The 19145-nt window shown below is 69.9% G+C and carries 18 protein-coding genes and 1 pseudogene; 12 read left to right on the forward strand and 7 right to left on the reverse strand.

Features of this window, described 5'->3' with window-relative positions:
- Window positions 1-99: 99 nt before the first annotated feature.
- Window positions 100-1377, forward strand: a complete 1278-nt coding sequence (locus ACRSBM_RS01755; protein WP_434438934.1) for an MFS transporter — start codon at window positions 100-102, stop codon at window positions 1375-1377.
- On the opposite strand, the gene ACRSBM_RS01760 is transcribed toward ACRSBM_RS01755, so the two are convergent.
- Both ACRSBM_RS01760 and ACRSBM_RS01765 read right to left on the reverse strand, forming a co-directional pair.
- Window positions 1309-2160 (reverse strand): hypothetical protein, encoded by an 852-nt coding sequence (locus ACRSBM_RS01760; RefSeq protein ID WP_434438937.1) that lies wholly within the window; start codon window positions 2158-2160, stop codon window positions 1309-1311. The two genes, ACRSBM_RS01755 and ACRSBM_RS01760, sit on opposite strands and share 69 nt — an antisense overlap.
- Window positions 2157-3104 carry an SPFH domain-containing protein gene (locus ACRSBM_RS01765; RefSeq protein WP_434438939.1) on the reverse strand — a complete coding sequence of 316 codons (948 nt, stop codon included), beginning with the start codon at window positions 3102-3104 and terminating at the stop codon, window positions 2157-2159. Before ACRSBM_RS01765 ends, ACRSBM_RS01760 begins: the two co-directional genes overlap by 4 nt.
- Window positions 3105-3165: 61 nt before the next feature.
- On the opposite strand from ACRSBM_RS01765, the gene ACRSBM_RS01770 reads away from it, so the two are divergent.
- Window positions 3166-3858: an NUDIX hydrolase gene (locus ACRSBM_RS01770; RefSeq protein WP_434438941.1), complete on the forward strand. Its 693-nt coding sequence runs from the start codon at window positions 3166-3168 to the stop codon at window positions 3856-3858.
- On the opposite strand, the gene ACRSBM_RS01775 is transcribed toward ACRSBM_RS01770, so the two are convergent.
- Window positions 3844-4851 carry a Gfo/Idh/MocA family protein gene (locus tag ACRSBM_RS01775; RefSeq protein ID WP_434438943.1) on the reverse strand — a complete coding sequence of 336 codons (1008 nt, stop codon included), beginning with the start codon at window positions 4849-4851 and terminating at the stop codon, window positions 3844-3846. The two genes, ACRSBM_RS01770 and ACRSBM_RS01775, sit on opposite strands and share 15 nt — an antisense overlap.
- Before the next feature lie 177 nt (window positions 4852-5028).
- Entirely contained in the window at window positions 5029-5715 is a 687-nt protein-coding gene (locus tag ACRSBM_RS01780; protein WP_434438944.1) for a TioE family transcriptional regulator, read from the reverse strand.
- Window positions 5716-5794: 79 nt separating this feature from the next.
- Here ACRSBM_RS01780 and ACRSBM_RS01785 point away from each other — a divergent pair, with 79 nt between their 5' ends.
- Window positions 5795-6910 carry an erythromycin esterase family protein gene (locus tag ACRSBM_RS01785; protein WP_434438946.1) on the forward strand — a complete coding sequence of 372 codons (1116 nt, stop codon included), beginning with the start codon at window positions 5795-5797 and terminating at the stop codon, window positions 6908-6910.
- On the opposite strand, the gene ACRSBM_RS01790 is transcribed toward ACRSBM_RS01785, so the two are convergent.
- A complete protein-coding gene (locus tag ACRSBM_RS01790) occupies window positions 6882-7388 on the reverse strand; it encodes a hypothetical protein (RefSeq protein ID WP_434438948.1) in 507 nt (168 codons plus the stop codon). The two genes, ACRSBM_RS01785 and ACRSBM_RS01790, sit on opposite strands and share 29 nt — an antisense overlap.
- A 120-nt stretch (window positions 7389-7508) precedes the next feature.
- On the opposite strand from ACRSBM_RS01790, the gene ACRSBM_RS01795 reads away from it, so the two are divergent.
- The 4 genes from ACRSBM_RS01795 to ACRSBM_RS01810 all read left to right on the forward strand — a co-directional run bounded on the left by ACRSBM_RS01795 (window position 7509) and on the right by ACRSBM_RS01810 (window position 11069).
- Window positions 7509-8627: a sensor histidine kinase gene (locus ACRSBM_RS01795; RefSeq protein ID WP_434438950.1), complete on the forward strand. Its 1119-nt coding sequence runs from the start codon at window positions 7509-7511 to the stop codon at window positions 8625-8627.
- Complete coding sequence (locus tag ACRSBM_RS01800) at window positions 8624-9277, forward strand: response regulator (RefSeq protein ID WP_434438952.1); 654 nt, start codon at window positions 8624-8626, stop codon at window positions 9275-9277. The genes ACRSBM_RS01795 and ACRSBM_RS01800 overlap by 4 nt, the downstream gene beginning before the upstream one ends.
- Window positions 9278-9339: 62 nt before the next feature.
- Window positions 9340-10050, forward strand: coding sequence for an alpha/beta hydrolase (locus tag ACRSBM_RS01805; RefSeq protein ID WP_434438954.1), 711 nt, complete (start codon window positions 9340-9342; stop codon window positions 10048-10050).
- Entirely contained in the window at window positions 10047-11069 is a 1023-nt protein-coding gene (locus ACRSBM_RS01810; protein WP_434438956.1) for an acyltransferase family protein, read from the forward strand. Before ACRSBM_RS01805 ends, ACRSBM_RS01810 begins: the two co-directional genes overlap by 4 nt.
- A gap of 1297 nt (window positions 11070-12366) precedes the next feature.
- Here the strand turns inward: ACRSBM_RS01810 and ACRSBM_RS01815 are convergent.
- Window positions 12367-12876, reverse strand: a pseudogene (locus tag ACRSBM_RS01815) (phospholipase A2); the annotation flags it as partial.
- A gap of 159 nt (window positions 12877-13035) precedes the next feature.
- Here ACRSBM_RS01815 and ACRSBM_RS01820 point away from each other — a divergent pair.
- The 3 genes from ACRSBM_RS01820 to ACRSBM_RS01830 are packed head-to-tail and all read left to right on the forward strand — an operon-like array spanning window position 13036 to window position 15868.
- Window positions 13036-14124: a DUF418 domain-containing protein gene (locus ACRSBM_RS01820; protein ID WP_434438958.1), complete on the forward strand. Its 1089-nt coding sequence runs from the start codon at window positions 13036-13038 to the stop codon at window positions 14122-14124.
- A gap of 5 nt (window positions 14125-14129) precedes the next feature.
- Entirely contained in the window at window positions 14130-15251 is a 1122-nt protein-coding gene (locus ACRSBM_RS01825) for a sensor histidine kinase (RefSeq protein ID WP_434452926.1), read from the forward strand.
- Complete coding sequence (locus ACRSBM_RS01830; protein WP_434438960.1) at window positions 15248-15868, forward strand: response regulator; 621 nt, start codon at window positions 15248-15250, stop codon at window positions 15866-15868. The genes ACRSBM_RS01825 and ACRSBM_RS01830 overlap by 4 nt, the downstream gene beginning before the upstream one ends.
- Here the strand turns inward: ACRSBM_RS01830 and ACRSBM_RS01835 are convergent.
- On the reverse strand, window positions 15865-16437 hold the full coding sequence (locus ACRSBM_RS01835) for an SACE_7040 family transcriptional regulator (protein ID WP_434438962.1): 573 nt from the start codon (window positions 16435-16437) through the stop codon (window positions 15865-15867). The genes ACRSBM_RS01830 and ACRSBM_RS01835 overlap by 4 nt on opposite strands.
- 193 nt (window positions 16438-16630) lie before the next feature.
- Here ACRSBM_RS01835 and ACRSBM_RS01840 point away from each other — a divergent pair, with 193 nt between their 5' ends.
- Complete coding sequence (locus ACRSBM_RS01840; RefSeq protein ID WP_434438964.1) at window positions 16631-17416, forward strand: SGNH/GDSL hydrolase family protein; 786 nt, start codon at window positions 16631-16633, stop codon at window positions 17414-17416.
- Window positions 17417-17554: 138 nt separating this feature from the next.
- A complete protein-coding gene (locus tag ACRSBM_RS01845; RefSeq protein WP_434438966.1) occupies window positions 17555-19144 on the forward strand; it encodes a carboxyl transferase domain-containing protein in 1590 nt (529 codons plus the stop codon).
- The last annotated feature ends 1 nt before the right edge of the window (window position 19145 follow it).

Here is a 19145-nt window from a genome sequence, read left to right on the forward strand (position 1 = left end):
TCGGCGCGTCATTGCTACCTCGTTACTGAGCAGTAGGAACGTAGGACGAAGGGTGACCGGACCATTGCGCAGTGTCAATCCCTCGACCAGGCTGGAACGATGACGGGGGTACGCAAAGTCGCCGTGGCATCCGCGGTCGGCAACACGATCGAGCTGTACGACTTCCTGCTGTACGGCACCGCTTCGGCGCTCGTGTTCGACAAGATCTTCTTCCCGCAGTTCGACTCGCGCGTCGGCGTGCTGCTCGCGTTCGCCACGTTCGGCGCGGGGTTCTTCGCGCGGCCGCTGGGCGGTGCGGTGATCGGGCACCTCGGCGACCGGGTCGGGCGCCGCTCGATGCTCGTGATCTCCCTTTCGGTCACCGGTGTGTCGACGGCCGCGATCGGCTTGTTGCCGACGTACGCGCAAGTCGGCATTCTCGCGCCGTTGCTGCTCGTGCTGCTGCGACTCGTGCAGGGCTTCTTCATGGGTGGTGAACAGGGTGGTGCGTCGCTGATGGCCGTCGAGCACGCGCCACCCGGCCGGTGGGGGTGGTACGGCAGCTGGGTGTTCATCGGGTCGCCGGTCGGGCTCGTGCTGGCGAACCTCGCGATGTACCTGTCGTCGCGCGCCTCCGGCCCGGACTTCCTGAGCTGGGGCTGGCGGTTGCCGTTCCTGTTCTCGATCGTGCTGGTCGGGATCGGGCTCTACATCCGGTTGCGCGTCTCGGAGAGCCCGCGGTTCGCTCGTGCCGAGAAGTCCCGGCTGCCGATCGCCGAGGTGCTGCGGACCCGGTGGCGCGTGGTGCTGCTGGGCGCCGGTGTGAACCTCGGCTTCACGATCTTCATCTACGTGCTGAGCGTTTTCATGATCGGGTACGGGCGGACGGCGTTGAAGATCTCCGCGGACGACCTGCTGGTGGCGACGATCGTGGGGTCGGTCGCGCAGGTCGTCGCGGTGCCGGCGTTCGCGCTGCTGTCGGACCGCGTCGGCCGGTTGCCGGTGATGTTCGGTGGAGCGGTCTTCCAGGCCGCGTTCGCGTTTCCGTTGTTCTGGCTCACGGACTCGGGCTGGTTCATGTTCGCGATGGTGCTGGGGTTCGTGGGCTCGGCGGCGTTGTTCGGCCCGTCGGCCGCGTACTTCGCCGAGCTGTTCCGGACTCGGGTGCGCTACAGCGGTGTGGCGCTGAGCTTCCAGCTCGGCGCCGTGCTGGGCGGTGGTCTCGCTCCTCTGGTCGCGCAGTCGTTGCTGCGCACCGGAACCTGGGCCATCGCGCTGTACCTGATCGCCGGCGCGGTGCTGTCCGGCGTCTGCCTGCTGGTGATCGGCTCAGCGCACGAGGCGGAGCCGGCGGGCGGCGAGTCCGATGCTCAGCCGCTGGCCCCAGCCCAGCCGTAGCGCGTCGCTCTCGATGCCGTCGCCGAACGCCACCAGCCCGTCGGACTCGACGTCGACGTGCAGGGCCTCACCGGTGATCTCGCCTTCGGTGTGCTCGATTCCGGTGCTCGGTGACGGCCACGCTTCCCGCACGAACCAGACGAGCCTGCGTTCGGCCGGGTCCGGCAGCGTCAGCGTGCTTTTCCTTTCCCGGTGGGCGGAACTGCACCAGCCCGTCGCCCCCGTGCCGCTGCCGACCAGGATGCCGGACGAGGCCTGGCGTTCGTCGCGGATGCGGTAGCGGCTGGTCTGGTGGCCGGGGTGACCGACGTAGATCTCGTTGAGCGCGTAGAGGGTCTGGCCGTCGTCCGACCGTGCCTCGACCATCGTGCGGTCTTCGGTGTTCTCGGTGCTGTGGAACAGTTCCGCGGCCTCTGCGGGGGCGTGTTTCGCGAGCACGCCCTGCTCCGGGTTGATGCCGATCACGGGCTGGCCGTCGAGGTACTTGGCGACGTTGGCGACCAGCCCGTCCTGCCCGACGATGACGACTACGTCCTCGGGCGCGAACAGGAACCGCGACAGGTCTTCCCTCTCGACCACGCCGCGGCGCCAGTCCAGCGGGATGGCGGCGCTGACCTCTCCCAGCGCTTTGCGGGCCTGTTGGTCACGGTCCACCACCTCGTCCAATGTTCTGTCGCGGGACTTCAGGAAGAACTCGACCTGGCCGCGGGTGCCATGCCGTGCCAGCAACTCTGTCAGTTCGGTGCGCCGGTGCACCAGCACGATTCGCGGCGCGAGGCTCATCGCGCGAGCCGCTGCAGGATCGGCTGGATCAGGTCCGGCGTGAGCGTGAGGCTGCCGATCTCGGGCAGGTTGCCGGCGAGTTCCTTGGCGGCCAAGGCGTAGAGCAACTCCTGAGGGACCTCCTTGTAGGCGTCGAGGCGTGCCTTCTCACCGGCGGCCTCGGCCTCGGCGAGCTTGCGGATGCCGTCGGCCTTGGCGTCGTCGGCGACGCGGCTGGCCCTGGCGTGGTCCTCCGCCTTCCTGAGCGCGTTCGCACCTCGTTGCACCACGAGGAGTTCTTCCCGCTTGGCGAGCTCGATCTGGTTCTGCAGCTCGTTCTCGCTGATCGCTCGTTCGCGTTCGACGGCGGTCGCGCGGCGCTCGTAGGTCGCCTTGTCGGCCTCCTGCTGGACGCGTTCGCGGATGGTGGTCTGGAGCGCCTTCTCCAGGTCGGCGTCCGGGCGGATGGCGACCACGCGGACGTCGATGATCTCCATGCCGATGTGCGCGGCGGTCAGGTTCTCGGCGACCTGCTGCTGCACGCGTTCGACGCCGGTGCGGATGGCGGTGTCGAGGTCGAGGGTGCCGAGGAGCTTGAGGGCGTGCTGCTGGGTGCTCTCGGTCAGGGTGTTCGCGATCTGGCTCAGCGGGTCCTGGCGCCAGACGCCGGTGTCCGGGTCGATCGAGAAGTCGATCCTGCCGGTCGCCGTCTCGGGGTCGGTGCAGCGGTAGGTGACGGTGAGCTGGACCGTGACGTCCTGGTAGTCGTGCGTCCTGGCGTGGAAGAGCATCGGCAGCTCGCGGTCGTCCACGGGCACTTCGGACAGGACGGCGGTCCTGGGGCGGAACCAGAAGCTCAGGCCCGTGCCCTCGTGGACGAGCTCGCCCTTCCTGATGTGTCTGATGTGGACCGTGGGGGCTCCCCTGAGGTGGCGGAGTCCGGGGTAGGTGCTGATGTCGGCCATGGTCTGGGCGCTCCTCGCGTCTGCTTGTCGTCGATCTGACGATAAGCCTATACTCGGTGGTGTGTACTCGCCAAGTGATTTCCCTCCCTTCGCGGTCACGGTCGATCTGGTGGTGCTGACCGTGCGGGCCGACGCGCTGTGCGCGCTGCTGGTGCGGCGCGGGGAGGTGCCGTTCAAGGGGCGGTGGGCGTTGCCGGGAGGGTTCGTGCGCGTCGCTGAGTCCGTTGACGACGCGGCTGCCCGGGAGCTGGCCGAGGAGACCGGGGTGTCCGGGCTGTTCCTGGAACAGCTCGGGACGTACGGCGAGCCTCGGCGGGATCCGCGGATGCGCGTGGTGTCCGTGGCCTACCTGGCGCTGGCGCCCGATCTGCCGGTGCCCGTGGCCGGGACCGATGCCGCCGCGGCGTCCTGGGTGCCGGTGGCCGAGGTGTCGTCGCTGGCCTTCGACCATGCGCGGATCCTGAGCGACGGGGTGGAGAGGGCTCGGGCGAAGCTCGAGTACACGCCGTTGGGGACCGAGTTCTGCCTGCCGGAGTTCACCGTCGCCGAGCTGCGGCGGGTATACGAGATCGTCTGGGGAGTCTCGCTGGACCCCCGCAACTTCCACCGGAAGGTGACGGGGGTGAGCGGCTTGCTGGAGGCGACCGGGGAGACGACCGCCAGGGACGGAGGGCGACCGGCGGCGCTGTTCCGGCGGGGGACCGCTTCGGTGTTGTCTCCGCCGCTGGTGCGCGCCGGATCACAGCCGGACTGAGTCTCCTGTGGTGGCCGACTGCTTGGCCGCCTCGATGACCTCCAGGCCCGTGACGGCGTCCTGTGGTGACACGGGCGCCTCGCCCGCGGCCACGGCGGCGTAGAAGTCCTGGTAGGCGCCCGGCTCGGTGCGGTGCGGCCGGCCGCTCAGAGTGCCCCAGCCGGACTCGGGTTCCTCGCCCCAGCCAGGACCGGCCGGGGTGTCGCCCGCCTTGAGGCGTTCCTCCTGCGGGTCCATCCCGTACTTCACGTACGCGGCGTCGTGGCCCAGGACGCGGAAGCGCGGGCCCAGGTCGGCGGCCAGCGCGCTCATCCAGAGGTGGGAGTGGACACCGCCCTCGTGGGTGAGGGAGAGGAAGACGTCGTCGTCGGCCTTGGCGCCGGGACGGACGGTGGCGATCTCGGCGTGGACGGACAGAGGACGGCCGAAGAGGGCCACCGACTGGTCCACCAGGTGGGTGCCCAGGTCGAAGAGGATGCTGCCGAGGTCGGCAGGGTCGCCCGACTCCTTCCAGGAGGACTTGATCTCGGGGCGGTAGCGCTCGAAGCGGGACTCGAACCGGTGGACCGCGCCGAGGGCGTTGGCGTCCAGGAGCTTGCGGACGGTCAGGAAGTCGCCGTCCCAGCGCCGGTTGTGGAACGGGACGAGCAGCAGGCCGCGGGAGCTCGCGATGGAGGCCAGGGCTCTGGCCTCGGCCGCGGAACCGGCGAAGGGCTTGTCCACCACCACGTTGAGGCCGTGCTCCAGGACCTGGCGGGCGTGGGTGGCGTGGAAGCGGTTCGGGGTGGTGATGACGACCAGGTCGAAGTCGCCGGTCCAGACTTCGTCCAGAGAGGACAGCAGGCGGGTCGCCGGGTAGCGGGCCGCCACCTCGGCCTGGCGCTTCGGGTTGGCGGTGACGACGGCGGAGAGTTCGAGGCCTTCCGTCGCCTCGATGAACGGGGCGTGGAAGGCCGCCCCACCGAGTCCGTAACCGACCAGAGCTGTGCGCATGACGGTCAGCCTAGGCTTTCCACCAGATGGACCGGCTGTCGCGGATCCGGACGGGTCCGGGGGAGCGCGCGGCATATCGGCCACCGCGGCGAGCGGGAGCTGGAGGCCAGGTTCGGCAGGCGGACGGGCGGTTCGAGATCGAGTCCTATGTGGACTACCGCGTGCCCGGGGCGCTCGTCACGGAACTGGTGCCCGTGCGTTCAGGTACTCGTTGAGCCGTGCGGAGGCGGCGAGCATCGCCAGGCCCTGCGCGGTGAGGCGGCGCCGCCACTCGGTCAGGGCGGCACCCAGCGTGTCGGTGCCGCCCGCCGTGCGGATCTGCTGCACCACCAACGCGATGCGCGCCAGCGGATAACCGCCGCGCCGCAACAGGTGCGCGAGCTCGGCGTCGCGGACGTCCTCGGCGCGGAACACCCGATAGCCGGTGGTTTCCCGTGCGGGCACGAGGATTCCGGCCTCCTCCCACGCGCGCAGCGTCGCCGGGGTGACCCCGAGGCGGCGGGCGAGCTCGCCGATGGTGCGCGGCTCGAGGACCGGTTCGAACTCGGTCAGGTCCTGCACGGCCCGGCTGACCGAGTCGAGGGTCTCGCGGTCGCGCAGGAGTTGCTGGTGGCCGCGGTCGATGGTCAGCAGCACGTCGTCCAGCGAGCCGGCGTGGACGAAGTTCATGATCTGTCCGGCACGGGCGTGCCCGAAAGCCGGGATCAACGCGATGAACGCGCGCAACGCGGCGGCGTGGACCTCGGTGTAGAAGCGGTACCCGGACGCGGTGCGGTCGGCGGGCGGGAGGAACCCGGACTGCTCGTAGTTGCGCACCGCCTGGGTCGAGATGCCGTGCTCGCGGGCGAGGTCAGCTGGTCGCACGGTTGAGACTTTAACCGCAGTATCCAGCCTCAACCGAACAGAAGTTTCAACAGAGCTTTCAATGTTACGGTTGAACCACATGAGCCAGGACATTCGCGAGTTCATCAGTCCCTTCACCGAGCTCTTGGCGTTCGGCGAGCCGACGCACCGGGAGCACGCCCACACCTGGATCCGCAACGAGCTGTTCGAGCAGCTGGCCGCGCTCGGCTACCGCTCGATCGCCCTGGAGACCTGCCGCGTCCGGGGACTCACCGTCGACGACTACGTCCAGGGCGGCCCCGGCGACCTCGACACGGTCATGAAGGAGGGTTTCTCCCACACGTTCGGGGAGAACTGGCCCGCCAACCGCGAGCTGGTCGCCTGGATGCGGGAGTACAACTCGGACAAGCCGGTGGAGCAGCGCCTGGCGTTCCACGGCTTCGACTTCCAGACCGAGACGGCCAGCGCGCCCAGTCCGCGCCCGTACCTCGAACACGCCCGCGACTACCTGGGCGAGGACGTCGACCTGACGACCGACGACGAGAAGTGGAGCCGCGACGAGGCCGTCCTGGACCTCACCCAGTCGCCGGGGCGGTCCGAGGAAGCGATCAGGCTGCGCGAGATCGGCACCGGCATGCTCAGGCGGCTGTATGAGCGGCGGACCACCGACGACGCCTGGACCCGCGCGGAGACGCACCTGACGGCCGGACTGAGCCTGCTGCGGTACCACCGGGAGTGCGCCGAGCCGAACCCGTTGGGCGTGCGCCTGAACCGGCTGTGCCAGATGCGGGACGGCGTGATGGCCCGCAACCTGCTGGAGATCAGGCGGATCGAGGCGTCACGGGGGCCGACGTTCGTGTTCGCGCACAACGCCCACCTGCAGCGCACCAACAGCTCGATGGAGATGGCGGGCGAGCGCGTCGAGTGGTTCTCCGCAGGCGCGCTCGTCGCTCCCATCCTCGGTGACCAGTACACCGTCATCGGCGGCACCCTCGGCCGCAACGACACGTTCGGCCTGGGCGAACCGGACAAAGCCACCCTGGAAGGTCAGCTGCAAGGCCGCTTCACGACCTGGGGCATCACCGCGGACAAGCCGGCAGGCCCGACCCGGACCGACACCAGGCTCGAGATGGGCTACTTCCCGCTCGACCAGCACCTGATGGACGGTGTGGACGCGCTGCTGCACGTCAGGGTTGGTCGTCCAGTGACGCGGTGATCCACGGCGCGACGGGCAGGTCGCGCGTCTCACACTCGATCGCCAGCTTCAGGGTCCACCGCAGGGCTTGCAGAACGACCGTCGCAAGCTCCTGCGGTTGCCCGTTGGCCAGTGCGATCTCGATCTGCTCGGAGGCCGCGTCCTCGTCGCCGTGCACCTCGGCCAGCAACGCGCGGATCGCGGTGCGCACCGGCGGGTCCGCGTCGTCGATCTGGACCTCGTTGCCCTCCTCGTCGAAGACCTGCATCTTCACCGGGGTCGCGCCGCCGGAGCCGAGCTCGCTCACCATGCTGCTGCACTCGGCGAACAGCAGGAGCACGAGCTCACGGATCTCCTCGTTGCCCTCGGGCGACCCGCTGAGGTACCCGGTCACGAGGTCGACCGCCACAGCGTCTTCCCCGGCCCTGGCGGCAGCCAGCGCCTCACCGGCCACGGCGGTCAGCCGTGACCAGCGATCTGGATCCTGTGGTGGTCTCACAGGTACTGCCTACCGCGCGGTGTCACGCGTTCGCAATGCCCCATCTTGATCAGAGTGCTACCGCGGTATGTCACTCCGCAGGTCAATGTGCGGATCAGTGAATCCACCTAGCATCGGCTCGTGTTCCGCGCGTTGTACCGGACCGTCCTCGGTCCCGACCGCACCCGAGTGCTCATCAGGTCGCTCGGGCGCTGGCGCGTCCCGGTGCACGCCGCGCTGATCATCTACGCCTTCGTCTGGGCGGTCGTCGCGAGCGCCACGTACGTGCGCCAGGAGGACTCGGACGGCTGGTGGGTCGTCATCTTCCTCGTGACGCTGGGTCCGTACGTGCTGCTGATCTGGTCTCCGCTCTACGCCTGGCGGCTCGCGGCGGCCGGGTTCTTCTTCGTGAGTGTTCTCATGGCAGGCGACGGCACGGCGCCCTTCCAGTACTGGACGGCGGCGCCGCTCCTCACCGTGGTCGCGGCGTTCTACTCGCGACCGATCGTCGTCACGGCCACGTTGATCAGCACGGTGCTGGTCGCGTTCGCCGAGCCCCAGGCAGCGGACAGGGCGCTCTACGTCCCCATCGTCACTGCGGCCGTCTACCTGTTCGGTGTGCGCGGCAGAGCCGAACGCGAGCTCGAGCAAGAACGCGATGCCAAGGCGGCTCTCGAGGAACGTGCTCGCATCGCGCGTGAGATGCACGACGTCGTGGCGCACCACATGTCGATGGTGGTGGTCAGGTGCGAGACCGCGCTCTACCGCATCGAGGGGCTGAACTCCGAAGCCGAGAAGGAGTTCGGCGAGATCGGCGAGGCCGCCAGGGAGGCCATCACCGACATGCAACGGCTGCTGGGCGTGCTCAGGACGAACGGCGAGGCGCCGGAACGCGAACCGCAGCCCGGCATCAGCCGCATACCGGAGCTGGTGAGGCCGGGAGACGAGGCTGAGGTCGACGTGGACGACGTGCCGGAGGCGGTGGGCCTCACCGCGTACCGGATCGTGCAGGAGGCACTCACGAACGCCACCAGGCACGCGCCCGGCTCGAAGGCGTCCGTCCACGTGCACCAGAACGACGGCGCGCTGGACGTCGTGGTGATCAACACCGCTGGAGGGCCGTCGATGGGCGGGGGCAGCGGGCAGGGCCTGGTGGGCATGCGCGAACGGGTCGCGGTGCACGGTGGCACGCTGACCGTGAAGGCCACCGAGAACGGCGGGTTCATGGTGCGGGCGAGAATTCCGTTGGGGGGCAAGTGATCAGGGTGGTCGTGGTCGACGACCAGGAGATGGTGCGCGAGGGGTTCTCCGCGCTGCTCGACGCGCAGGAGGACATCGAGGTCATCGGCGCGGCGGGCAACGGCGTGCAGGGCGTCGCCCTGGCGCGTACGGTCAGACCGGACGTCGTGCTGATGGACATCCGCATGCCCGAAATGGACGGACTGACGGCGACTCGGTTGCTGCTGGACGGATCGGTCGACGTCAAGGTCCTAGTGCTGACCACGTTCGACCTCGACGACTACGTCTACGAGGCGTTGCAGGCCGGCGCGAGCGGGTTCCTGCTCAAGCACGCGCCCGCCCGCGAGCTGCTCAACGCCGTGCGCGTGGTGGCCGCCGGAGAGGCGTTGCTGGCGCCGTCGATCACCAAGCGCCTGATCGAGGACTTCGTGAAGGCCCGCCGCTCCGACCGCGTCCGGCCCGCCCAGCTGGGGGTGCTGACCGAACGCGAGACCGAGATCCTCGTACTGGTCGCGCAGGGCCTGTCGAACACCGAGATCGCCGCGCGGCTGGTCCTCGCCGAGCAGACCGTCAAGACGCACGTGAGCCGCGTGCTCACCAAACTGGGTCTCCGCGACCGCGCCCAGGCCGTGATCGCGGCGTACGAGAGCGGGCTTGTAGTACCGGGGTAGCAACGGAAGAACAGCACGTCAGCGTGACGATTCGCGGCCTGTCGCCTTCCTAGCTTCGGTTCATGCGCCGAGCTGTCCTGTTCCTCCTGCTGATCGCTTTACCGTCGGCCGGGTCGCCGATCGCCGAGTGGCGTGCCGACGTCGCCCGCCGGGTCGCGATCGTCGGCGACCTCCGCACCGCGCGGGACGTCGTGATCGTCGTGCCGGGGTCCGACGTGGACGTCGACAGGTTCGACCGCACGGTCGGGAAGATGGCCGTGAACCTGTACGAGCAGGCGCGCCGTGACGACCTCGCGGTGATCGCGTGGCTCGGGTACCGGACGCCGCAGGGGCTCGGTGTGGACGCCATGACCGGGTCGCTGGCCCGGCAGGGTGCCGCCGCGCTGGCCGACTTCGTGCGGGCGCTGCGGACCGACGCGCGCATCCACGTCTTCGGCCACAGCTACGGCTCGGTCGTCGTCGGACTGGCGGCGCACGAGCTGGACGTCGCGGACATCGTGTTCACCGGAAGCCCTGGGGTGCGGGCGGAATCCGTGGCCGAGCTGGGCACCGGGGCCAAGGTGTGGGCGCTGCGGCAGGGCGGGGACTGGATGCGGTTCGTGCCCGACGTCCGGCTGTTCGACCTCGGGCACGGCACCGATCCCGCCTCGGACGGCTTCGGTGCCGCGGTGCTGCGGTTCGACGGCGGCAAGCACGACACCTACTACGAGCCGGGCAGCGAGACGCTGGACGCGCTCGTCCGGATCGCTTCGGGTGCCGGGGAGGAGCTGTGAGGAATCCTTTTGTCGACGCCGTGCGCGCGATCGCCGTCGTCACGGTCGTGCTCGGCCACTGGCTGGTGACGGCACTGGTGGACACGCCCACCGGCATGTACATCGACAGCCCTTTGAAGCATTTTCCTTCACTCACGCCGGTTTCGTGGGTCCTGCAGACTCTCGGCCTGTTCTTCTTCGTCGGCGGCTACGCGGCCGCCCACTCGCGGACTCCCTTCCTGCGCCGGCTGAAGCAGCTCGCCGTGCCGACGTCGCTGATGCTCGGCTGCTGGGCCGCCGTCCTCTTCGGACTGACGGTGCGCGGCGTCGACCAGGGAACCGCGTGGAACATCGGGTTCCTGGTCACGACCCCGCTGTGGTTCCTCGGCGTCTACCTGGCGCTGCTGGCGTTGAAACCGTTGGTGCGCAGGCTGGACGAGTACTCGTGGGGTGTGCTCGTCCCGGTTGTGCTGGTGCCGGTGCTGCCGTACGCGGTGTGGTGGGCGGCCTGGCAGCTCGGGTACTCGTTGGCGCGCAGGAGGATTCCCGGCCCGCCGCTGCTGGTGCTGGGCGTGCTCGGCTACGTGTCGCTGACGACGTTCGGCGGCTATCCGGCGGCCGCCGTGGGAATTCCGGGCGCGGTGGTCTCGAACCTGAACCCGCCGAACTACGCGACCCTCGCGCTGGCGTTCGCGCAGATCGGGCTGGTGCTCACGATCGCGCCGCTGCTCGCCCGGCTCGGCACGACGAAACCGGTGCGGTGGCTGAACAAGCGAGCGCTGGGAATCTTCCTGGCGCACCAGAGCGCGCTGGTCACCGTGACGCTGGCGCTCAGCGTGTGGGGACCGCTGCCGGGGCTCCAGCAGCCACCAGATCATCCGGGCTGGGTGTGGCAGCGACTGCTGTGGCTGCCGGTGTGCGCGGCAGTGACCTGGGGATGGCTCCGAGCACTGCGAAGCCGATCGCCACGGCGTGCAGCACCACCACGGCAGGAGCCGGGTTCAGCGCCAGCATCGGCGGAACGCACGCCAGCGCCGTGAGCAGCCACGGCAACCGCGTGTCGCAGCTGCCGGTGCGGGCGGTGTGGATCAGGTACCAGCCGAGCAGGAGGTGGATGAGGTTCTGCAGCGGGTCGACCGGCAGCAGCACCAGCACCCCATAGCCGAGGAACCCGCTCACGACGAACCCGAACACGCCGAGCACCCCGAACACCACACCCATGCCCGTCGCGAGCCGGGTGCGGTGCGACTCGTGCGACAGGCGCGGGAACCGGACCAGGCGCCGCTCGAACCGGTGGAACAGCAGGACGAGCGGAATCAGCGCGAGCACGAACCAGAACGGTGCCTGCGTCAGCCCGAGCAGGCCGACCAGCGCGCCGAGACCGGCGAGGTACGCCAGGTACACCGTCATCGGCGCGCGGCGGGCGAAGTTCACGACGTGCCAGGAACGACCGTCCAGCCACGCGCTGACCCGGCCGCGCGCCAGCAGCGCCAGGCACACCTGCGCGGTCCCGAGCACGATCGTCGAACGCGGGTAGGCGCTGACGAACACCAGAGCGGGCAGCGTGACCGCGCCGAACGCGGCCAGCGTCCTGCGGCTGAGGTTCGTCAGCGTGCCGTCCGCGTAGAAGAACCCGATCTGCTGCATCAGCAACGCGCCGACGATCAGGTTCACGTACCCGCCGGTCTTCCAGTCCGTCGACGTGCGCGCGACCTCGACGGCGAGGGTCACCAGCACGAGCACGAACGGCGTGGTGCGGCGGAAGTGTTCGTGCAGCCACGCGGCGGCGGGCGTCACGGCCACCGCGAGCAGGTAGACCCCGAGGAACCACAACGGATGCGTGATCAGCCGGCTGTACGCCTCGACCTCGACGTCCAGCAGGTTCAGTGCGGCGAACAGCACCACCCACAGCAGCACGAACGCGAGCACCGGCCGCAGCAGCCACGACGTCCGGCTCGACACCCAGCACCCGAAACCGCCCTCGTGAGCCCGCCAGCTGCGCAGGTTCGCGTGCCCGCCGGCGAAGAAGAACAGCGGCACCGCCTGCAACGCCCACAGCCACGGCGTGCCGAACCCCCTGAGGTGCGCGAGCATCGCGACGGTCTCGCCGAGCACCAGCAGCGCCAGGCTGAACAGCCGCAGGAACGTCGCGTACCGGTCCTGCTGGACGGGAGCGCCGGCGACGGGCTGTTCCTCGCGGCGCCGCCCGTGCAGGCGCGCCAGCAGGAGGAACACGACGACCGCGCTGCCGAACGCCCACGCGACCACGGGTTCGTGCCCCGGTGGCCCCCACCGCTGCCGCCACGAGTTGAACTTCAGCCCCAGCGCGTAGGTCTCGGCCACCGCGTGGCAACTCTGTTCGGAGCCACGGGGGTTCAGCCGGCACTGCGCGTGCAGGTCGGCCGTCAGCCTGTCGTCCAGCGCCTTGCGCGCCTCCGGGCCGAGTGGATCGCCCTTGTGCTCGGCATACCGCAACAGGTCGTAGCCCAGGTCGTGCGCGCGGCACGCGGTGCTGAAGTCCCACTCCGTGTCACCGGCGGGCCCGGAGCAGCCACCGCCGGCGTCGACCACCCGCAACGTCCCGTCCGGCGCCGTCACCGTCTTGGGATCGCGGCCCATGTCGCGCGCGAAGTCCGCCGGCAGGTTCACGTGGGGGTCGTGGGTCGCGGACGGCTCCACGAACGCGTGCACGGCGTTGGCCGCGGCGATCACGTCACCGTTGGCGTGGATCCCGTCGTCGCCGCTGGCCGGGCGGGAGGCGATCACCCCGCACACGAACACCGCGAGCGTGATCACCGTGAACCGGAACCAGGCCGGGAGCCGGAGGAGGAGTTTGCGCGCGCCCATTGCCGGGCAAGGTTACGGAAAGGTCTCGGCTGATCGCCAGTTCACCAGGTCAGGGGCATGCCATCCACCGATCGGTGGATTTCGGGCCAACCGCGGTGGAGGGCGGGACGAGCGGTGCGGTCGATGCCGGGCCGGCGCTCGTGACGACACGCTCGAAGTATGAAACGCCTGCTCACACCTGATCTCGCTCGCGGCAGCATGCTCGCGTTGATCGCGCTCGCGAACTCCGCCGTCTACCTCTACGGACGTCCGTACGGCGTGCGGCAGCACATCGTGGAGACGGGCCTGGCCGACCGCCTCTACAGCGCCTTCCAGGTGACGTTCGTCGACGCGCGCGCCTACCCGATGTTCGCCGCGCTCTTCGCGTACGGGGTGGCGCGGATGACCCCTCAGCGAGCCAGGTCGCGCAACCGGTGGTTGATTCTCTTCGGGTTCGTGCACGCCGTGCTGTTGTTCCCGGGGGACGTGCTGGGGCTCTACGGCCTGCTCGGGTTCGCGTTGGTCGCGCTGAGCCGGGTGAAGGACCGCACGTTGCTCGTGCTCGCCGTGGCGTGGCTGGTGCCGACCGCGGTGGTCCAGGGCGCGGCCTACTCCGGAGCGCCTCAGGCGGAACGGACGTTCTTCTGGTCGTTCGAGGAAGCGGACCCGCTCACCGCGATCGCGCTGCACCCGGTCGAATGGCTGATGACGCCGTTCGGTCTGATGGGGGTGGGCTCCGCCGCGCTGGCCGGCGTCTGGGCGGCACGGCGCAACGTCCTGGCCGAGCCCGAGTCGCACCGTCGCCTGCTGCGCCACACCGCGACGTGGGGCATCACCGCCGCGGTCCTCGGCGGGCTGCCCAGCGGTCTCGCCGTCGGGCACTTCTGGGACTCCTCCCAGCTGGGGGCGCTGGCGGCGGTGCACACCGTCACCGGTGTCGCCGGGGGACTCGGGTACGCCGCGCTGATCGCCCTGATCACCATGCGGATCAAGCGGCGCACCGCCGTGGTGAACGCCATCGCCGCGTGCGGGGAACGGTCGTTGAGCTGCTACCTGTTCCAGTCCGTCGTCTTCGTCGTCCTCCTCGTGCCGTACACGTTCGGGCTCGGCGGAACGCTGTCCTCGACCGGGGCGGCGCTGGTGGCGCTGGCGACCTGGTTGGCCTCGGTCCTGCTCGCGGACCTGCTGCGCAGGCACGACCTGCCGGGACCCGCGGAGGCGCTGTTGCGGAAACTTCGCAAACCGGAAACTGCGAAGCTGACCGCGTGAGATCGATGCGGGAGCAGGAGCACCGGTGGAACCTGGCGTGGGCGCTCGTGCCGTACGGCCTGCTGGCCGTGGCGACGGGCGTCTACCTGCTGACCAGGCCGGTGGCCGCGGTGCCGCTGGTCGTCGTGGCCGCGCTGGCGGTGTGGCACTGGTGGTTCGCCGTCTCGCACCCCGAGTGGTGGGAACGCAGGACCGGGCTGATGCTGCTCTACTTCGCCGGCCTGCTGGCCGGTGCCGGTGTGCTGCTGCGGCACGACTTCGCGTTCGCGATCTTCGTGCCGTCCTGCTACGGCCTCGCGTTCCTGGCGCTGCCCGGCTGGCTCGCCTACGCGGGCGTGGTCGTGGTGAGCGCGTTGTGGTTCGTGCCGCCGGGGACCGACGTGGGCATGAACCTGCTGGTCAACCTCGCCATCACCATCCCCATGGCGTGCCTCATCGGCTGGGTGATCCGCGCGATGGAGCGGGAGGCGATCCGGCGTCGCGAGGTCAGCGAGCGGCTGACCGTGCTGTCCGCCGAGAACGCGCGGCTGCAGGTGCTCGAGGAACGGGCGCGGGTGGCGCGGGAGATGCACGACACCGTCGCGCAGGGTCTCACCGGCATCGTGACCCAGCTGGAGGTCGCCGAGGAGCTCACGGCCGCCGGCGACCCGGTGCGCGGCCGCATCGCCACCGCGCGCAGGCTCGCCAGGGACAGCCTGGTCGAGGTGCGCCGGTCGATCGAGGCGCTGCGGCCGGGCCCGTTGCGCGACGCCAGGCTCGGCGAGGCGGTGGAACGGGCCGTGGCGGCGTGGCGCGAGGAACACGGCGTGCCGGCCACCTGCACGGTGACCGGTGACGCACGGCCGTTGCCGCCGGAGACCGAGGTGGCCGTGCTGCGGGCGGCCCAGGAGGCGCTGGCGAACGCGGGCAGGCACGCCCGCGCGGGCCGGGTGGACGTCACACTGTCCTACATGGAGGACGTCGTCGTGCTCGACGTGCTCGACGACGGTGTGGGCTTCGCACCGTCGGTGCGGGGGTTCGGGCTGACCGCGATGGAGGAACGGGTGGCGTTGCTGGGGGGAACGGTGACCGTGGAATCCGCGCCTGGCAACGGAACCGCCGTCAACGTCACGCTGGACGCCCGATGATCCGCGTGGTGGTGGTGGACGACCACCCGGTGGTGCGGGACGGGCTGCGCGGCATGCTCGGCACCCAGGACGACTTCGAGGTCGTCGGCGAGGCGGCGAGCGGAACCGAGGCGCTGACCGTGATCGCGGCGGTGCGCCCGGACGTCGCGGTGACCGACCTGCGGCTGCCGGAGCCGAGCGGAGCCGAGCTGGTGCGGTCGATCCGCTCCCGTGCGCCCAGGACGCGGGTGCTCGTGCTCACGACGCACGACACGGATGCCGACGTCCTGCCGACGATCGAGGCGGGCGCGATCGGCTACCTGCTCAAGGACGCGCCGAGGGAGGAGCTGTTCCGGGCGGTGCGCGCGGCGGCCCGCGACGAGACGGTGCTGTCGCCCTCGGTGGCCGCGCGCCTGGTCCGGCGCGTGCGCACGCCGGTCGTGCCCGCGCCGTTGAGCGGCCGGGAGCGGGAGGTGCTGTCCCTTGTCGCGCAGGGGAGCACGAACCGCGAGGTGGCCGCGGCGCTGCACATCAGCGAGGCGACGGTGAAGACGCACCTGCTGCACGTCTACGCGAAGCTGGAGGTGCCGGACCGGGCGGCGGCGGTGTCAGCTGCCCACCGGAGAGGACTTCTCTAGGAGGCCACGACGGCCGGCGTGAGCGACGCGAGCGCCATGCGCGTCAGCAGCGCGGCCATCTGGTCGCGGTCGAGGTGGGCGCTGTGCGGCGTCGAGTTGATCAGCCCGAACACCGCGTGCGCCGCCGCCCGTGCCGTCGGCTCGTCGAAGTCCGGCACGGTCCGCCGGATCGTCTCCACCCACACCTCGACGTACCGCCGCTGCAGGGCCCGGACGCGCCGGCGGTCCGGGTCGGTGAGGTTCGCGAGGTTGCGCATCTGCACGGTGATCAGCGCCGGGTCGTCCAGCGCGAAGTCCACGTGCCACCCGACCAGCTCCCGTAACGCCTCCCCGGCGCTGGACGCCGCGTCGACCCTGCTCTGCCCGCCGTCGAGCAGCCGCTCGGAGATCGAGGTCAGCATCTCGCCGAGCATCGCGTCCTTGCTGCGGAAGTGCCGGTACAGCGCGGGCCCGGAGATCCCGACGGCCGCGCCGATGTCGTCGATGCCCACGCCGTGGAAGCCGTGCCGCGCGAAGAGCTCGGCCGCGGCGTTGAGGATCTGGTCCCGACGTGAGGGTTTCTCGACCACAGGGGGAGGTTAGCAGGCGTTCACTTGTCCTCCCGTCACCCGAGAATCCGGGTGCCGCGTCGTCCGATGGGTGGAATTTCAGCAGGTACAGGTGCCAAATGTTGACTCTTGACCAATACTTCACACAGGCCTTACTCGTGGGTAACCATTGGCCCGCACTGCATCAACCCTGCGGCCCCTTCGGGAGTCTTCGATGCGTCCTGCTCACTTCCTCGCCTCGGTGGTCACCGCCGCCGCGGCCGTCATCGCGCTCGCCAACCCCGCCAGCGCGGCTCCGATCAACTACGTCGCGCTGGGCGACTCGTACGCGTCCGGTCTCGGCACCGGCAGCTACGACGGTGCCAGTGGTAGCTGCAAGCGCGGCCCCCTCGCCTATCCGGCCCTCTACGCGGCGGCGACAGCTCCCGCGAGCTTCAAGTCCGTGGCCTGTTCGGGAGCTCGAACAGGTGACGTGATCACGCAGGCGAACAGCCTCGCGACATCCACGAACCTGGTCACCGTGCAGGTCGGCGGCAACGACGCCGGCTTCACCGACGTCATCACCACTTGCACGTTCGGGTCGGACCAGGACTGCGTCAACCGGGTGAACACGGCCAAGGCCTACGCCGCGAACACGCTTCCCGGCCTGCTCGACAACGTCTACGCCACCGTCAAGGCCAAGGCCCCGTCGGCGCGCGTGGTCGTGCTCGGCTACCCGCGCATGTACAAGGTGCCGGGCTCGTGCAACGTCGGGATGAGCGACACCAAGCGGTCCGCGATCAACTCGGGCAGCGACGCCCTGCACGCCACCATCAGCGCGCGAGCGGGGGCGGCCGGGTTCAGCTACGTCGACGTGCGCGGGGTGTTCACCGGGCACGAGATCTGCTCGTCGAGCTGGTGGCTCAACAGCCTGAGCTGGCCGGTCGAGGAGTCCTACCACCCGAACCGGGCCGGTCATCGGAGCGGCTACCTGCCCGCCCTGCGGAGCGTCGTCGGCTAGGTGGTTCCGGAACGTGAGAGTGCCCGAAAGGCGCGTTGACCTGCGTTCGGGTCACTCTCGACCGGCACTGGTGGACCGCTAGGTGAGCGGGCGTTAACATGGACTTGTTAACGCCCGCTAACCTGAGGTCTGGGGAGCATGGACGCACCTGTCCTGCGCAGCGCCGCCGAGCCGTCGGACCGCTACGCCAAGGAGCACGCCGCGCTCGTCGACGAGCTGCGCGGCAAGCTCGCCACCGCCGCGCTCGGCGGCCCGGAGAAGGCACGTCAGCGCCACGTCGACCGCGGCAAACTGCTGCCGCGTGAGCGTGTGGACACGCTGGTCGACCCCGGTTCACCGTTCCTGGAGCTGTCGCCGCTGGCCGCGAACGGCATGTACGGCGACGAGGCACCGGCCGCGGGCATCATCACCGGTGTCGGGCGGGTGTCCGGCCGCGAGTGCGTGATCGTCGCGAACGACGCCACGGTCAAGGGCGGCACCTACTACCCGATCACGGTCAAGAAGCACCTGCGCGCGCAGGAAGTCGCGCTGCAGAACAACCTCCCGTGCGTCTACCTCGTCGACTCCGGCGGCGCGTTCCTGCCGAAGCAGGACGACGTGTTCCCGGACCGCGAGCACTTCGGCCGGATCTTCTACAACCAGGCCACGATGTCGGCGCGCGGGATCCCGCAGATCGCCGCCGTCCTCGGCTCGTGCACCGCCGGTGGCGCCTACGTGCCGGCGATGAGCGACGAGGCGATCATCGTCCGGAACCAGGGCACGATCTTCCTCGGCGGCCCGCCGCTGGTGAAGGCCGCGACCGGTGAAGTCGTGTCAGCTGAGGACCTCGGCGGCGGCGACCTGCACTCGCGGACCTCCGGCGTCACGGACCACCTGGCGGAGAACGACGCGCACGCGCTGCGGATGGTCCGTTCGATCATCTCGACGCTCGGGCCGCGCGCCACCAGGTCGTGGGACGTCGCGCCCGTCGAGGCTCCGGTGGTCGACAGCGACCTGTACGGCGTGGTGCCGACGGACTCGCGGACGCCCTACGACGTGCGCGAGGTGATCGCGCGGATCGTCGACGGCTCGAAGTTCCAGGAGTTCAAGAAGGAGTACGGCGCCACCCTCGTCACCGGCTTCGCGCGCATCCACGGCCACCCGGTCGGGATCGTCGCGAACAACGGCATCCTGTTCGGCGAGTCGGCGGTGAAGGGCGCGCACTTCATCCAGTTGTGCGACAAGCGTTCCATCCCGCTGGTGTTCCTGCAGAACATCACCGGCTTCATGGTCGGCCGCGAGTACGAGGCGGGCGGCATCGCCAAGCACGGCGCCAAGATGGTGACGGCGGTGGCGTGCGCCCGCGTCCCGAAGTTCACCGTGATCATCGGCGGTTCGTTCGGCGCCGGCAACTACTCGATGTGCGGCCGGGCGTACTCGCCGCGGTTCCTGTGGATGTGGCCGAACGCGCGCATCTCCGTGATGGGCGGTGAGCAGGCGGCCTCCGTGCTCGCGACGGTCCGCCGCGACCAGCTCGGCGACGAGTGGTCAGCGGAGGACGAGGAGGCGTTCAAGGCGCCGATCCGCCAGCAGTACGAGGACCAGGGCAACCCGTACTACTCGACCGCGCGGCTCTGGGACGACGGCGTTATCGACCCGCGCGACACCCGCACGGTGCTCGGACTCGCCTTGTCCAGCGCGGCGAACGCCCCCATCGACGATGTTTCCTACGGCGTCTTCCGGATGTGAT

The organism is Lentzea xerophila, assembly GCF_051094245.1.
Taxonomy (GTDB): Bacteria; Actinomycetota; Actinomycetes; order Mycobacteriales; family Pseudonocardiaceae; genus Lentzea; species Lentzea xerophila.

Bases quoted from the DNA above. Each gene is read 5' to 3' on its own strand.
- ACRSBM_RS01785 (WP_434438946.1), top strand. From the start codon at position 5,795: ATGAGCCAGGACATTCGCGAGTTCATCAGTCCCTTCACCGAGCTCTTG.
- ACRSBM_RS01825 (WP_434452926.1), top strand. From the start codon at position 14,130: ATGCGGGAGCAGGAGCACCGGTGGAACCTGGCGTGGGCGCTCGTGCCG.
- ACRSBM_RS01805 (WP_434438954.1), top strand. From the start codon at position 9,340: ATGCGCCGAGCTGTCCTGTTCCTCCTGCTGATCGCTTTACCGTCGGCC.
- ACRSBM_RS01755 (WP_434438934.1), top strand. From the start codon at position 100: ATGACGGGGGTACGCAAAGTCGCCGTGGCATCCGCGGTCGGCAACACG.
- ACRSBM_RS01830 (WP_434438960.1), top strand. From the start codon at position 15,248: ATGATCCGCGTGGTGGTGGTGGACGACCACCCGGTGGTGCGGGACGGG.
- ACRSBM_RS01840 (WP_434438964.1), top strand. From the start codon at position 16,631: ATGCGTCCTGCTCACTTCCTCGCCTCGGTGGTCACCGCCGCCGCGGCC.
- ACRSBM_RS01775 (WP_434438943.1), bottom strand. From the start codon at position 4,851: ATGCGCACAGCTCTGGTCGGTTACGGACTCGGTGGGGCGGCCTTCCAC.
- ACRSBM_RS01820 (WP_434438958.1), top strand. From the start codon at position 13,036: ATGAAACGCCTGCTCACACCTGATCTCGCTCGCGGCAGCATGCTCGCG.
- ACRSBM_RS01765 (WP_434438939.1), bottom strand. From the start codon at position 3,104: ATGGCCGACATCAGCACCTACCCCGGACTCCGCCACCTCAGGGGAGCC.
- ACRSBM_RS01760 (WP_434438937.1), bottom strand. From the start codon at position 2,160: ATGAGCCTCGCGCCGCGAATCGTGCTGGTGCACCGGCGCACCGAACTG.
- ACRSBM_RS01845 (WP_434438966.1), top strand. From the start codon at position 17,555: ATGGACGCACCTGTCCTGCGCAGCGCCGCCGAGCCGTCGGACCGCTAC.